Source organism: Paenalcaligenes sp. DL 463 (genome assembly GCF_057475185.1).
In genome coordinates this window covers 175,007-189,805 of sequence record NZ_JBYBKX010000003.1, presented here as the reverse complement: position 1 = coordinate 189,805, position 14,799 = coordinate 175,007, and the positions used below count along the sequence as shown (strand labels likewise).

Genomic DNA, 14,799 nt, shown 5'->3' with positions numbered 1-14,799 from the left:
TGCCTTCCTACTCAAATAACCATTCCATTTGTTTTAGCGCAATAAAACTCACTATTTATTCACCATGACCAGTACCCCCTTCTATCGCCATCCTCGAACGCCGCTTTCTGGTAAAGCTCAGTAAATGGACTCCCTCTCACAAGCCGTTCTTGGGGCGACTCTAGCTGGGGCGACGCTAGGCCGCTTTCATGGCCGTAAAGCTGTTGCGGCAGGTGCCGTTCTTGCGACGTTACCGGATCTGGATGTGGTCATACGCTACAGCGACCCCATTCTCGCCATGACTCATCACCGAGGCTTCTCTCACTCGGTCTTTGCCTTAAGTGCGCTGGCTGTTGTGCTAACGCTGTTATGGCGCTTACTGCGTCCTGACCCCCGTTATCGCGCACGATATTTGCTGTTCAGCCTATGGCTTATCTTGATTACACATCCGCTACTGGACGCCTTTACGAGCTATGGTACGCAATTATTGTGGCCACTGACGCCTACGCCGCAAGCATGGGGCAGCTTATTTATCATCGATCCGGCCTACACCGTGCCGTTACTCATTGCCACGCTGATTGGGCTGTCCGCCGGAGCTCGCCTTATCACCACCAAGGCCTGCATCGTTGCGCTTATTATCAGCACCAGCTATTTAGGCTTAAGCTTACTGGGCCAACAGTATGCTGACCATAAAGCCCGTGTCCACCTAATGGCCCAAGGCCACACTCCTGCTCGCAGTTTCACGACGCCCCAGCCCTTTAGCACGCTGTTATGGCGCGCTGTCATCCGTACCACTCAAGACCTCGACTGCGAAGTCATCGTGGGTTTATTTGACCGGTCTCCACCAGAAAGCTGGTGTGCTGCCAACAACCTCCATTTGGCAGAGGCCATACAGCCTTCGCCCGAACTTGATCGATTGCGTTGGTTCAACGGAGACTGGGTGCGTTTTGACGTTCGTGACGACTTATTAATTGTCAGCGACCTACGCATGGGCATGGGCGCAGGACATTACTCGTTCCGCTTCGTTGTCGGTGAGCTTAATCACGCCGACTCGTGGCAATGGGTTAGCCCCTATCTGTGGCCAAGTTCGCGAAGTTTTGCCGATTTGAAACCCGTTATGCATCGTATTTGGAGCCAAAACCCTCCATTGCCACTTGGGCAGTGGGCTCGCGATGCGAAACTGAACCATCAGCCTTTCACCTTACCTTTGCAATAAGGTTTTTTATGAACCACACCCTTAACATCCGAGACGTCATCGCCTTGGGCTTCATGACTTTCGCCCTGTTTCTTGGGGCGGGTAATATTATCTTCCCACCTATGGTTGGCCAACTATCGGGCTCACACCTTTGGTACTCGGCACTGGGGTTTTTGTTAACAGGTGTAGGCCTTCCTTTGTTAACCATCGTCGCATTGGCGCGGGTAGGCGGGGGCATGCGGGCCATTACGTCCCCCATTGGTAAAGGGGCGGGTATGCTCTTGGGCATATTGGTGTACTTAACTATCGGCCCCTTTTTTGCAACGCCACGTACCGCGACCGTCTCGTTTGAAGTGGGGTTCGCCCCGTTTGTAGGCAGCGGGCAGCTTGCACAGGGCATTTATACCTTTGTGTACTTTAGTCTGGTCATGCTCATCGCCCTATTCCCTGGGAAAATGATCGACACCGTCGGTAAAATCATTACCCCTGTGCTAATTCTCGCGCTTATTATCTTATCCATCGCCGCCATACTGGTGCCTGCTGGAGTCGTAGGCGAGCCCTCAGGCTTGTATCTGGTCGCTCCGTTATCGCAAGGCTTCACACAAGGCTACCAAACCATGGATGCTCTGGGTGCATTGGTCTTCGGCATTGTTATTATCAACGCCATTCGCAGCCGAGGTATTTCAGACTCTACATTACTTACACGATACGCCATTGTCGCGGGTATTATCGCTGCCATTGGTCTGGCTCTGGTATACCTGTCGCTGATTTGGTTAGGGGCCAGCAGTGGCAACATCGCCCCTAACGCCACAACCGGCGCCCCGATACTAAGTGCCTTTGTTCACCATGTTTTTGGGGCTGGGGGCAGTGTCTTACTGGCTATTGTGATTACCCTTGCGTGCTTAACCACCGCCGCAGGCTTGGTCTCGGCTTGCGGGGACTACTTCAGTAAAATCATTCCCAAAGCCACTTATCGCATGGTGGTGATTGTGGTTAGCCTCTTTAGTATGGCGGTTGCGAATCAAGGGCTGGAACAACTGATTGCGATATCCGTACCGGTACTGTCCGCCATTTATCCCGTAGCGATTGCGCTGGTGGCTCTTAGCCTTGCTTCAACATTGTGGAAAAATTCCTCGCGCGTATTTATACCCACCTTAAGTATCGCCGCGTTATTCGGTGTGATGGATGGCTTGACGGCTGCTGGCTTCGACTTCTTAGTGCCTTCAATGCTAAGCGACATGCCTGGGGCCAATCTGGGTTTAGGCTGGCTTTTACCTGTTCTTGTGACAGTCTTGCTTTCTGCCATCAATGATAGATGTAGGCCACTCAAACCTTAGATACTTGCGTGTACTACAACCAATAGAGCCTTAGCCGGAACGTCTGACATATTACGCAACTCATGCGCCTCAGAACGTAATGTTCCATTTGGTTGTAACACCAACTCGTACCACTCAAACTCACCGGCTAATTCGATTGGACCCCAAACTTTTAAGCGGTAGCCTTTGGTCTCGCTGGCTAAGATGGGGCTTTCATGAGCGCCCCCAGGCAACCGATATCCGTTTAAACGGTGGTAGCGAGGTACTCAATTTTTGTGCGAATAATTATTTGGGTTTAGCGAATGATCCCCGCTTAATTGAAGCTGCTAAAACCAGCTTAGATGAAAACGGCTTTGGAATGGCATCGGTACGTTTCATTTGCGGAACGCAACACGTGCACAAGCAGTTAGAAACGCAACTGGCCCAGTACCTACAAACCGAAGCCGCTATTTTGTATTCCAGTTGCTTCGATGCCAACGTAGCTCTATTTGAAACCTTGCTCGATGAAAACGACGCCATCATTAGCGACGAGCTGAGTCATGCCAGCATTATTGATGGCGTACGGCTTTGTAAAGCCAAGCGCTTTCGTTATAAAAACAATAATATGCAAGACCTCGGCATCATTTAGCACCAAGGGTTACGATACGTATACAATCAGAAAAAAAACATAACTAGGAGACATCGCCATGCGTAAAACGTTTTCTTATCTCGTCCTGTCTGCTGCGTTCGGTACCGTAGCGACTGCCGCCCATGCTGAAAAATGGGATATGCCCCTCGCCTACCCAGCCAATAACTTTCACTCAGAAAATGCCGCCGAGTTTGCTACCTGCGTGAAAGAAAAAAGTGAGGGTAAGCTTGAAATTATCACGCACCCTAATGGTTCGCTGTTTGCTGGCAACGATATCAAACGCGCCGTTCAAACCGGTCAGGCCAATATTGGCGAACGCGTGACCTCCGCCCATGAGAATGAAAATGCCATTTATGGCGTTGAGGCCATTCCTTTCTTAGCCACCTCGTTCGACGCCTCCGACCGCCTTTGGAAAACGGCCTTACCCCAGATGGAAAAAGTCTTAGACTCTCAAAATCTGGTTTACGTGTATTCAGTGCCTTGGCCGGCCAGCGGTTTCTACACAAAAAAAGAAATTAATACCGTGGAAGACCTCAGCGGCATCAAATTCCGCGCCTATAACGCGGCCACTGCTCGTATTGCGGAACTCGCCAATATGATCCCGATGCAAATCGAAGCCGCTGAGCTTAGCCAAGCGCTTGCCACGGGTGTGGTTGATAGCATCATGACCTCCAGCACCACAGGCGTGGACTCCAAAGTTTGGGAACAAGGTATTACCCACTTCTACGATGTACAAGCCTGGTTACCGCGCAATACCGTCTTTGTGAACAAACGCGCTTGGAGTCGTCTTGACGACACTGCACAAAATGCCATTACAGAATGCGGCGATATCACCTATGACAAAGGCTTAGAAAAGGTAAAAGCCTTGGCCGAGCAATACCAAAAAACACTAGAAGAAAATGGCGTAACGGTAACGCCTCCTAGCCCTGAGCTTGAGGCAGGCTTAGCAAAGCTGGGCGAGATCATGACCACCGAATGGCTTGAAAAGGCAAAAGAAGACGGCCAATCTATTATTGACGCGTATCGCGCACAATAAAGCTGACTGGGGTGGGCTGGAGGTCGTGCCAGCCCTTCTCAACGTTGCAAGGTGCTCTCATGACTTCATTGCTATGCAAAGTGCGTCGGCTTTTGGATGCTATCTATCTGGCCTCGGGCGCATTGTCTGCCCTTTTTCTGCTGTCAATTTTAGTGATTATTGTGCTTCAAATGGCAGCTCGCGCTACGGGCATTCACTTTCCTGGCTCCACAGATTACGCTGGCTATATGATGGCTGCCGCCTCATTCATGGCATTTGCCTATACCTTAAATAAAGGTGGACACGTGCGTGTCAGTATTTTGCTAGGCCGCCTAGAAGGCACAAAGCGCTATATCGCCGAGCTCATTTGCCACCTAGTGGCAACCGTTTTTACCTGCGTACTGGCCTGGTATGCCGTTGCTATGGTCTATTGGTCATATGTGCTTGGTGATGTAAGTCAGGGGCAAGATGCAACGCCCTTATGGATTGTTCAAACACCTGTTGCCGTGGGTTCGGTCATTCTGGCCTTGTGCTTTGCTGACAACCTTATCTCCATGTTGGTACGCAAACGCGACAATATCGCAAGCGAGACCATCTAACTTTACAGAATGCGGCTCACATCATGGAATCTTTTTACGTTGTTAGCATCTTTCTGTTTGTCCTATTTCTTCTACTGGGCAGCGGCTTATGGGTGGGCCTTTCTTTATTAGGCTGTGCCTACATCGGGATGGAACTATTCACCTCTCGGCCCACGGGAGACGCCATGATGACGATCTTATGGCGTTCCTCTTCTTCTTGGTCGCTAACGGCATTGCCCTTGTTCATTTGGATGGGTGAAATCCTATATCGCACGCGTCTTTCAGAAGACATGTTTAAAGGGCTTTCGCCTTGGCTGTCGCGCCTCCCCGGAGGACTACTGCATACTAATACCGTGGGCTGTACGGTATTTGCGGCGGTTTCTGGTTCTTCGGCAGCAACGTGCTCTACCATCGGCCGCATGTCCATTCCTGAACTACGTAAACGTAATTACCCAGAGCACTTGATCATGGGTACGTTAGCAGGCGCCGCCACCTTAGGATTATTGATTCCCCCCTCACTCATCTTAATTGTGTATGGCGTCACGATTAACGAGTCCATTACTAAACTTTTTATTGCCGGCATCATTCCAGGCCTGATGCTGGCGTTGATGTTCATGATCTACACAGCGTTTGCAGCGCGATTCACACGTTCGTGGAACCCTGTTAAAGAGCCAAGCATGAGCTTCAAAGCTAAACTTTGGCAATCGCGCGCACTCTTTCCTGTGGTACTTCTGGTTGCCTTTGTGATCGGATCAATGTACACCGGCATCGCCACCGCAACCGAAGCCGCTGCCGTGGGGGTGATAGGTGCGCTAATCATTGCCGCCGCGCAACGGTCTTTGTCGCTCCGTACTTTCATCGACAGCCTAATGGGGGCCACACGTACCTCGGCCATGATCGCCTTACTGTTAGCAGGCGCTGCATTTTTGACGCTAGCAATGGGCTTTACCGGCTTACCCCGCACGCTTGCGATGTGGATTGGCAGTTTAGGCTTAACTCAGTTTGAACTCTTGCTGGTTTTGCTTCTGTTCTACATCGTGATTGGCATGTTCTTAGACGGGATTTCTGCCGTTGTCTTAACCATAGGAATCGTCGAGCCCATTATCCGCCAAGCAGGCATCGACCCCATTTGGTTTGGTATTTTCGTCGTCATTACAGTGGAAATGGCACAAATCACCCCGCCTGTTGGTTTTAATTTATTTATTTTACAAGGCATGACAGGACACAACCTTGGCTATTTGATCAAGGCGGCGTTCCCCATGTTCTTGATCATGCTTGCCATGGCATTCCTGCTTATTGCTTGGCCTGAACTCGCGACGTGGCTGCCTCAGTACGTACGTAAGTAGGATGCTCCGTTTCACCTTTTTTATAACGCTTGATCATCATTAATCGAATCCGGCCATCCGGCTGCAATGTCTTGCCGGTAGTCGGCCGCATAATGAATCGCTAACGCCGCGCCTTGGCGTTGAATTTCTGCAGCGATTTCCTGTGGACTAAAGCTCAAACCCGCCACGTTATAGCTACCCCGTTCACGTATGGCATTTAGCGGGGCTTGCATCAATTCAATTGTGTCCCAGACCGCATCGCCCATAAACATCATGGGCAATACTTCATCCGCATTCAGTAAACAGGAATAAGGTCGACCTGTAACGGCTGCATGAAAAATGTCCATTGCATAATCCGTGGTGCCGCCTCCGGGTGCGGTTTTATAAGAGATTAATCCAGGGTAGCGCAAACTACGCACATCCACCCCATAAGCACATCAAACTCAGCCGCTTCTTCTATTTTTTAATATCTATCTTTTAAATAATTGACAAATTAGCTAGACAACAAAAAACCCGTAAAGCATTTCGCTTTACGGGTTTCTTAATTGGTGTCTAGCTAATTAGACGAATTCTTGGCGGACAGAGAGTCCGCCATAAACCAATATAAGCCGTAGCATTACAGGTTACAAGTAATATTTTCCACCATTTTTCAACCAATAAATTTAAGCTATGTGATTTATTTAATGTAGCCCAACATACCGCTGCTGTCGTGTGGTTGCAGCTCATGCTCGTTACGGCAACGGTGGGCCAAACTGCATAAGTCACCCAATGCCGCATGTGCTGCTTGCAATGACGCTTGAAGCCTCTCCATTTCACCCGCAGAGTATTGACGACTACCGTCGGGGTCGTAGCTCGCAAGAGCTTGACCATAACGTACTCCTGCATCGGCGATGTCGCTGAGCAACGGACGCATACGTTCAGCATGTTTCTGTGCACATGCCTCGATGTCATGAAGTAGGGGGCTAATGGTCTCGGCGTCTACAGTAGGAGGGAAAACTCCGGGTTTCATAAGCGTCCATGGTTAAGAATGGTTAACTTTCGACAGAACAATACCAAATACAACAAAGTCTAGGCTATAAGTCTTTGAACAGCTCGCCGACTGATACGCCTAACGCGGTTGCTAAAGTCTCAATAGCATCAAGAGAGGCATTAGAACCCCCCGTCTCAATTCGACTCATGTAAGTACGGGCAAAACCACACTTGTCGGCGAACGCTTCCTGTGAGAGCCCTGAGGCCTTTCTGAGGCAGCGTACTTTGGTGCCAAAGCGTTTCCTTAGGATAGGTTGCATCCCAAGCTTTTACCGAGTGTAAACTAAAAGGAACACACACTAATCGTGACATGTGGTCTGATCGTGACGTTTTGTGGTTCTTATTGAGTACTTGAGAATAATAATTTTTATATAAAGGGGAAATAAGATGAGAAGTAAGATTCTGTTGATGATTTTGACGATGACGTTAACAGGCTGCTCTTCTTTGTTTGGGGGGAGGGATAACACTTTCGAACGTATGGCTGAGGTCCGTGCTGAATGCCAAGCTCAATGGGACGCGCCGGAGTTTGCTCCTATCCGCAATAAAGTCGAGCTGAGGCCGACTGCCGAAGGAGGAAAATTGCGCTTCAACGAAAGCTATGCAACTGCAGCCGAACTGCCATTAATTGCAAAGTTCCGCGATTTGCTGGATGAGTGTGGATCAAGGACAGCAAATATTGTTTTTGTAACGAGTCCATCAATCGGAGCAGCGTCTATTCGAAGTACAAACGCTGTGGTCGAGCAGTTAGAGAATCTTCGTCGCAAGCGCATTACTTGGGGCGAATTTAATACACGACGTTACGCAATCATAAATGGACGCGCAGAGACAACCATTCGGAGTAATCAGCGTCGGCATGAAGCTGATATGCGGGATGCACAACAGTCACGTGAGCGAATGCTTGAGGACGCCACTCGTCGGAATGAAGAAGCGATGAAACGTAATGAAGAAATGATACGCAACAGTACTCCAAAGCAGACTACGACAGATTGCACCCCAAATGGATTAGGTGGGTTTAATTGTCGCTCGACCCAGTGGTAGCAAAGGAATTGTACAGATGCACTTGTAATATTTTTAGAGCATCCGTATCGGATAGAAAATGCCTAATTGCTCTAGGGCGTTTGGTGCCTTGCTGAAGCGGATCATACGAACAACAATTCTGACAATTAAGTGCTGAAATGAGCATAGAGCCTCAGCCTTGCAGATTTGATTAATAAAAGGCATTAAATGAATGAAATCAGAATTCACCCTCGAGGAGGAGGTAGGCAGACGGACTATCAAAAAGCTGCCCACTTAAAGAACATAGCTCCAAAGTCGTTTTCTATTGCACAAAAGCTGCTTATAGCTACCCAAAAATTTCGCAATAGATCCAATACCGCTCGAGCTGAGAAGGTCACCCATCTTACGTGGAAGTTGAGGAGCTCTCTTGCCAAAGAAGCTTACTTACTGCTCTCTATGCCGCTCTTATGTATGGAGGAGACAGCAACAGCCTCAGTGCCTGATTTTTCTGGAGAACATGCATTATTCAAGTTTCTGTCAGAAGTGTCCGATGCGTTTCCAAATTGGCAAGACGAATACGTGATTTTGAATCACATAATTGAAACTATGCCGGAAGATAACGCTATATCTACTCCTGAAACTGAAACTTTGCTGGGAAATAATCCAGTATCTACTCCTAATGAAAAGGGCAGTGTTTTTTCGAACGCGACAGCGCGTTGGCTTACTGCCATCGTCGCGCTTTGTGTCATCGCCATCGTTGCGCTATTCTTTCATAATTTCATCCAAAATCAGCCAATCCAACATACGCCTCAGGTAAAGCAAACACTGTCTGCCCCAACTATCTACTTAGTAAACAATCAAAATCAGCGCTTAGTTGAAACGCCCCCTACTCCTGTTAGTCCTCTGCCAAGGTCCAATGTCCCAAAATTCACTGAGTATCCAGTATTTACTACTTATACAGGTTCACGTCCGCATGCGCCGGTCGCTCTTGTTTCTGAGTTTGACAAGGCATTCAAAACGCGCATAAAGCATACCGAGCAACTACCAGTAAATTTTGCGGGCGAGTACGTCTTAACCACTTGGGGCTGTGGAACGGGCTGTTTGATGGGGGTAGCAACCAATGCACGGACAGGAACAGTATCACCACTACCCGGAACCATTTGCTGCTGGGAGGGCGCAGGAGACAAGGTCATCTACCGACAAAATAGTCGACTCATAGTCCTAGCCGGCTTGATTGACGAAAAGGGAGTGTATGGAGCACATTTCTATAAAATAAAAAATGATGCATTCGTTCATATTCATACAGTTCCTATTCACGAAAACAACATGAACGACATAGTTCAGCCCAAACCTAGTATGGACACCTTTTACAAAGAGCTTGAGCAATCCTTAAATATAATTAAAAGCCCTCACAAATTAGAAGGTCTCGCCGCATGCTCCAATATGGCCAACTTGATGCATATCACTCATATGGTCAAAAATAAATTTCCAACATTGCAAGCGGCCAAATCAGCAATCAAGAATGACAAAAGCTTAGGAGGGATAAAACAAGCCATTGTAGGAGCAGTCCTTCCACGAGCTTATAACGACCCTCTTTTCTTGGGGAGAACTCCGTCCCATTCCGGTGGAGCATTCTTCTCGCGATGTGTAGGCTGGGAGCCTGGCATGGTTTCGGAGCCAGCTCCTCTACCTCTTAATACAGAGGAAAGGATGCGGGGAGCTCAATGTGCCACAACAGCTGTGATTGCTTATGAAATAGCTTCCTGGAAAGTTGCAGGAAAGACCTTACTTACTTCTAAATCGGCATTCCCTCCAAACTCATCTGCGTCGCTCATCGTTGATCAAGTGTACTCAACGCCACAATTTCCAATGCCTACTGCACTCGGACATGCGGCATTCACCTCTTGTATGGGATGGAACTAATATATTAACAACCACTTCAATACAATGGCTAAGCCTCTTCCCTACAACTGTTGAACTTTTTGGACTGAGTCTCAAGGCATGGCTTGCACTTGGCATCTACATTGCTCGTCAGGACAACCAAATAGATGCCGAGCAAGTTCGAACGGCTTGTGTTCGAGATTCCTACGAAATGGCAAACACACACATGGAAGATCACCCTAAGAGTGGGAACGGGAATACTTACAGTACAGAACACACAGGAAGCATTAGATAGACTGAGCCTACTCCCGTTTTCGAGGGTGAAACGGCTGGCTAATGTCTACCCCTCTACCCTTGCTAGAGGCCAGGGAGTGGATAAAATCTATGAGTGTTTATTTTTCTGCTTCTGCCCCCTACCTAGAACGCTATTGCTCAGAGCAATAGCGAACATGGCGGCTTGAGGCCTCAGCCTGCCCAACTAACGATGTTTACATCGCTACCTGCGACCCTGCGTATAACTACCACGACGGCTTCGCAACACCTTTCCTAGAGCGCTTGCCAGCTTTGCCTCAGGCATCGTCACTAAGCTAATCGCCTTCGATAGTGCGGCGTAATAAGGCAACGGGGACGGCCAACGTGATGCATCAGAGGCTAGGTCGAGAGCACGGCGTTGCTCGGACCAAGGGAGAACTTGCAGACGCTGGTAAATGGCGAGACCTTTAGCCAAAACATCCTCGACATGTGCACCATTATCACTATGACAGCGAACCGCTAACAAATCATAAAACACACATTCCCGCCACACTAAGGACAGCTTTGCTTCGGCAATTTTGTACTGTAGCCAATAAAGATTGATTTTTGGCATGCTTAATCCACACAAATTTTTAATAGATGGGACAATAAAAAGCAGATTCAGTATGCTATCCGTCCCGACTAAAAGCCTTATAAATACGGGTATCGCATTGATTCATGACAGATAGGACAGATATAAAACCAAAGTCTGAATGAACTTAAGAAACACAGACTTTTATGAGGAACAGAACCATCTAACTGTCCATCCGTCCTACACATGTCCCACTTCCATCTTGTGGGCGTAGGCTAATCGCATAATTCTTCTGCCCACCCCGATGCGGAAGGAGCCACGGAAGCAAGTTGTTTTGTACCCATGGCACTTGGGTGCGATAGCCACGGAGGTGAAAGTAAGCCACTAGTGCCTGGGCAGCATCGGCAGGGGACACGCCAGGCCCATCACCCCCGACATAAAGCCTTTCGCGGAACCAGTCCAACGCCACTTCAACTGGGGGCCAGCGCTTCGAACTGGCACTGTACCCCCGAGCGTGGCTTAGAGCGAAAACTCGATCAAACCGCCACGGTACATCCTGTGAGCCTGACAGACCGCACAAGCTCGGGGAATTAAGGTCCTCCGCGATAAGCCTCCACGGCACCTCCAAAGCGACAGAAACCAAGCCGATAAAGGTAGGCGTCTGGCAGCGACGACTACGATCAAAGTCAGGAGGGATATTAGCAAGCCAGCGACCTACCCACCAGCCGGCATCACGTAGCGGCGTCCACCGCCAAGCACCATGTTTATAGTGCAACCAAATGACATCGGCTTTAATATGTCCATATAGCCCATGCTCGTCACACGAACGGATCGCGCAACAACCGTACCCGTCGATAAATGCCAATATATCTCGCAAATCAGAAGTCATGCGCTAAATCTCCCTGATCAATTAACATGACTGGATAGCGGCGACCATTGGCGCGGCTGTTTGACTGTGCCACTCCTTTACCTGCCAACCAACGGCCTAGGGCTTGTGCTGTGACTCGCGATTGATCGTCAAGCATGCGACGATAGGCTCGACAACTATCCAGTAGCTCGGTAGGCGTGGAGCCAGCCTCGCTGGGCCGAGCCGGACGCGTACAGTCACGCAGCCATGCTTCTGTCGGGTCTACAGTACTAAGCCAACCTCTCGTTGTCTCTTCAATGTCAGAACACGAAGGCATGGATTTGCCTCTGTGCTGTTGCTCATACATAACAGCACCATCAAGTGCCCATGCAAGGATAGTGGGACCTTCCGCGACAAGCTTGTCGTAGAGTGCTGCATCATCCTCTTTTTCCGAAACGCTTTTAGGGAATCTAACGGCATACAGTCTTCGCTGCAACGAGTCCTGCTGCTGGCCTGCAACAGCAGGTAAGCTGTTACCGTACATCAACAGGCCACACACCATCTGAGCCGTCACCGGCCTGGAGAAAAGCGTTCGAACGCTCATTGGATCACCTCCCGTGATGCGTTTCACCATCTCTGCATCAAGATGGTGCAAACTGCCCGTTTCTTGAACGGTAACGTACCGCATACCGATAGCCTTAAACAGCGAAGCCTGAGGGCCATCACCACCACCAAAACGACTGACGCAAAGAGCAGCAGGTGATACATCTCCCGCATAGTCGTGGAACACAGCCGTTAGCACACGTGCAATCAAACTTTTACCATCGCGCCCTGCGCCAACCAATACTGCTATTTCAGTCTGGGGCTTTCCAATACAGCAAGCGCCAACCCATACATGAAACCAGTGCAACTTATCAGCATCACCATCGAACGCACGCTCAAGCGTCTGCAGCCACAACGTCGGTGAACACCGCTTAGGGGTAACGGATGTAGTCTTGGTGATCATGTCATCCTCTGTAGAGGCCCTCAGTTCCCAGCTGTCGGCACTGATACTTACCGTGCCACCAGGAGTGCCCAACAGCATGCCATTTTGATCAAAAGGTGTATCCGCTACTCTGGCACTATTGATCTCCCCAGGCACCACGACAGCTTCTCGAATAAATATCAACGCGGCATCACGTCTGGTCTTCATTCCTAGCGACTTAGCAGTAATACGGAGCTTGGCCAACAGCTTGGAATCTGGCGCAGCACGAATCGCTGCTTCGGCCTCAGCCAAACATGAGGAGGCGAAAGATGCGAAGTTGGCGCGGATCGCAACACCGTCAGGGTCTCCTCGCCATTGCCGTCCGTCCCACGACATCCATGCATTACGCTGAGGAGACCATAATAGGGTACTCCGCCAAGAAGGCAGTGGCATTCTGCTGATCGTTGCCCAAAGGGAGCCTTACAGGTTTCCAACCATTTTCCTTTGCGTACTGGAACACTGTGCTCAGAGTGCGTTTTGTGCCACCGATACGCTCACGGCCATCTGCCCATACCTTTGCGAACTCGCTTTGATTGTAGCGATGAGGGGCACTAGCACTCCAATCGCGAGCTAGGCCTTTCGCAGCCTCCCAGCCAGTACTACGCAACGACAGTAATACAGATAACCACCGATCATATAAGCAGTCTGCACTTATCGTTGATAACGCAGACCGCACCTCTTCAACCGCACTGCTTGTTTCCAACCGCTCCGGCCGCAAATCAGCCGGACTATCTCCAACAGCCGGAGCATCAATCTTCACAGACAGCCACTCATCTACACATAACGCTGGCATATCGGCGTTCTTCAAAGCGATTACGATACGTCCCCGACATGGTAAAAAGGCAATCTGCCCCGAACGCTGCTGTGCAGGATCAATCTCAACTTGATTGCCCAGCCCGATACCTTCCAACTGATGCTGTACCACCCTAGCAAGGTGCTGCGCCTCTGTGGACTTAACTACGCGGTCCAGGGAAAGCAACACCCGAAACCTAGGTGCATCAGCGGTATAACTTGACGTGGAATACCCAAACACAGGTGCCAGGCTCCGCAAGAAAACCAAAAGAGGCTCCACGGCATCCGGCATACAGCGATCTATATCCAGCACCAAAACAGGCCAAGGCAGCGCATTTTGACCACTGCGCTTATTGTCTTTGAACGGCGCTGCAAACCAGGGTAGTTTCAATTTTCCATCGTTGCTCACGGGCAGCGGTGGAAGGCCGTCGGGCAGCATGTCAGTATCGCCCATAACAATCATGTCTGCGAGATCGGCAAAATCCTCAGCCTGACAAGGTATCACCTTTATAGTTTTCGCCCCCCAGCCCAGGGAGAACAAGATGTTCTTAGCGGTCATGATCTGCCTCCGCCAGCGCCCTACCCAATTCCTCTATAGTTAGTGGTGTAACTCTAGGAAAGAAACGCATGTACTCTGGTGATGTCACATTCCAGCGAGATGTAACCCATCGCTCACCCGCAAGATGTCTGAGCCTGCCGGCACAGGCTGTTAGGGCTTCAACACCACCCACCTCGTAGAACCAACGTCTCAGCAATCTGCGCGGGGTTGAGCAAATATCAAAGCTGGCCCCAAGCTGATCTACCATCTGGCTAAGCATGTCGTCGCATTCACCCGCACAACCCTCAAAGATGATGGATGGCGTGAAGCACGAGAGTAAGTAGCAACCCTCATGATCAAGGCGGATATCAAACGATACAACGTATCGGTCACAGCCATGGCAATCGACACCTACAGCGTTCAATGAGATACCCAGCTTCACGCAAAGGAAAGTCACTGCCGCACCGTATAGAGCCGCGTCGTGGATATTTTCAAAAACAGGCTGAGGAGCGACCCCTTGACCTTTAGAATCACTCCCCAGTGTAGGAAGCAATACACGTCCCTTAAATGCCAGCATGGGGTTTATGCGCCAAGTGTTCATACCTGCCCCCCCATCGAGGTTCCAGCACCTTGTGCCAGAGCCCTTACTGATTTAACAGGATAACGCGATAGGCGGCCTATCTTCACTCGTAGCAAAAGGCCAGCGCGAACGTGTCTATCGAGTGTTGCAGTGGAAATACGCAGCACTGCACAAGCTTCCCGTTTCGTCAATGGCGTATCGTCTTGGAGTAGTTCTGTGCTTGTCATGGTATGGCTCACTCAAAGTTGAAGTG

The 14,799-nt window shown here is 49.7% G+C and carries 15 protein-coding genes and 2 pseudogenes; 8 read left to right on the top strand and 9 right to left on the bottom strand.

From position 1 onward, the window contains the following. The first annotated feature begins 124 nt into the window (after window positions 1–124). The 6 genes and pseudogenes from AC2UZI_RS12480 to AC2UZI_RS12455 all read left to right on the top strand — a co-directional run bounded on the left by AC2UZI_RS12480 (window position 125) and on the right by AC2UZI_RS12455 (window position 6,057). Entirely contained in the window at window positions 125–1,195 is a 1,071-nt protein-coding gene (locus tag AC2UZI_RS12480) for a metal-dependent hydrolase (RefSeq protein WP_486944203.1), read from the top strand. A gap of 8 nt (window positions 1,196–1,203) precedes the next feature. Then, on the top strand, window positions 1,204–2,511 hold the full coding sequence (gene brnQ, locus AC2UZI_RS12475) for a branched-chain amino acid transport system II carrier protein (protein ID WP_486944202.1): 1,308 nt from the start codon (window positions 1,204–1,206) through the stop codon (window positions 2,509–2,511). A 202-nt stretch (window positions 2,512–2,713) separates the two neighbouring features. Next, window positions 2,714–3,106 (top strand): annotated as a pseudogene (locus tag AC2UZI_RS12470) (aminotransferase class I/II-fold pyridoxal phosphate-dependent enzyme); the annotation flags it as partial. A gap of 70 nt (window positions 3,107–3,176) precedes the next feature. After that, complete coding sequence (locus AC2UZI_RS12465; RefSeq protein ID WP_486944201.1) at window positions 3,177–4,154, top strand: TRAP transporter substrate-binding protein; 978 nt, start codon at window positions 3,177–3,179, stop codon at window positions 4,152–4,154. Between the two features lie 59 nt (window positions 4,155–4,213). Next, a complete protein-coding gene (locus AC2UZI_RS12460) occupies window positions 4,214–4,732 on the top strand; it encodes a TRAP transporter small permease (RefSeq protein ID WP_486944200.1) in 519 nt (172 codons plus the stop codon). A gap of 23 nt (window positions 4,733–4,755) precedes the next feature. Continuing rightward, window positions 4,756–6,057 (top strand): TRAP transporter large permease, encoded by a 1,302-nt coding sequence (locus AC2UZI_RS12455; RefSeq protein ID WP_486944199.1) that lies wholly within the window; start codon window positions 4,756–4,758, stop codon window positions 6,055–6,057. A 26-nt stretch (window positions 6,058–6,083) separates the two neighbouring features. Here AC2UZI_RS12455 and AC2UZI_RS12450 read toward each other — a convergent pair. The 3 genes and pseudogenes from AC2UZI_RS12450 to AC2UZI_RS12440 all read right to left on the bottom strand — a co-directional run. Then, a pseudogene (locus tag AC2UZI_RS12450) lies at window positions 6,084–6,467 on the bottom strand (Rossmann-fold NAD(P)-binding domain-containing protein); the annotation flags it as partial. Window positions 6,468–6,712: 245 nt separating this feature from the next. Further along, a complete protein-coding gene (locus tag AC2UZI_RS12445; RefSeq protein ID WP_486944198.1) occupies window positions 6,713–7,045 on the bottom strand; it encodes a hypothetical protein in 333 nt (110 codons plus the stop codon). Between the two features lie 64 nt (window positions 7,046–7,109). Further along, entirely contained in the window at window positions 7,110–7,325 is a 216-nt protein-coding gene (locus tag AC2UZI_RS12440; protein WP_486944197.1) for a helix-turn-helix domain-containing protein, read from the bottom strand. Between the two features lie 127 nt (window positions 7,326–7,452). On the opposite strand from AC2UZI_RS12440, the gene AC2UZI_RS12435 reads away from it, so the two are divergent. Beyond that, entirely contained in the window at window positions 7,453–8,103 is a 651-nt protein-coding gene (locus AC2UZI_RS12435) for a hypothetical protein (RefSeq protein ID WP_486944196.1), read from the top strand. 186 nt (window positions 8,104–8,289) lie between these two features. Then, a complete protein-coding gene (locus AC2UZI_RS12430; RefSeq protein WP_486944195.1) occupies window positions 8,290–9,984 on the top strand; it encodes a hypothetical protein in 1,695 nt (564 codons plus the stop codon). A gap of 454 nt (window positions 9,985–10,438) precedes the next feature. Here AC2UZI_RS12430 and AC2UZI_RS12425 read toward each other — a convergent pair whose 3' ends face one another. The 6 genes from AC2UZI_RS12425 to AC2UZI_RS12400 form a co-directional block, all read right to left on the bottom strand. Next, window positions 10,439–10,807, bottom strand: a complete 369-nt coding sequence (locus tag AC2UZI_RS12425; protein WP_486944194.1) for a hypothetical protein — start codon at window positions 10,805–10,807, stop codon at window positions 10,439–10,441. 181 nt (window positions 10,808–10,988) lie between these two features. After that, window positions 10,989–11,654 carry a hypothetical protein gene (locus AC2UZI_RS12420; RefSeq protein ID WP_486944193.1) on the bottom strand — a complete coding sequence of 222 codons (666 nt, stop codon included), beginning with the start codon at window positions 11,652–11,654 and terminating at the stop codon, window positions 10,989–10,991. Beyond that, window positions 11,644–13,029 carry a phage/plasmid primase, P4 family gene (locus AC2UZI_RS12415; RefSeq protein ID WP_486944192.1) on the bottom strand — a complete coding sequence of 462 codons (1,386 nt, stop codon included), beginning with the start codon at window positions 13,027–13,029 and terminating at the stop codon, window positions 11,644–11,646. The genes AC2UZI_RS12420 and AC2UZI_RS12415 overlap by 11 nt, the downstream gene beginning before the upstream one ends. Next, window positions 12,980–13,987 carry a PriCT-2 domain-containing protein gene (locus AC2UZI_RS12410; protein WP_486944191.1) on the bottom strand — a complete coding sequence of 336 codons (1,008 nt, stop codon included), beginning with the start codon at window positions 13,985–13,987 and terminating at the stop codon, window positions 12,980–12,982. Before AC2UZI_RS12410 ends, AC2UZI_RS12415 begins: the two co-directional genes overlap by 50 nt. Then, window positions 13,977–14,567, bottom strand: a complete 591-nt coding sequence (locus AC2UZI_RS12405; protein ID WP_486944190.1) for a hypothetical protein — start codon at window positions 14,565–14,567, stop codon at window positions 13,977–13,979. The genes AC2UZI_RS12410 and AC2UZI_RS12405 overlap by 11 nt, the downstream gene beginning before the upstream one ends. Further along, window positions 14,564–14,773, bottom strand: coding sequence for a helix-turn-helix domain-containing protein (locus tag AC2UZI_RS12400; protein WP_486944189.1), 210 nt, complete (start codon window positions 14,771–14,773; stop codon window positions 14,564–14,566). Before AC2UZI_RS12400 ends, AC2UZI_RS12405 begins: the two co-directional genes overlap by 4 nt. Window positions 14,774–14,799: the final 26 nt, after the last annotated feature.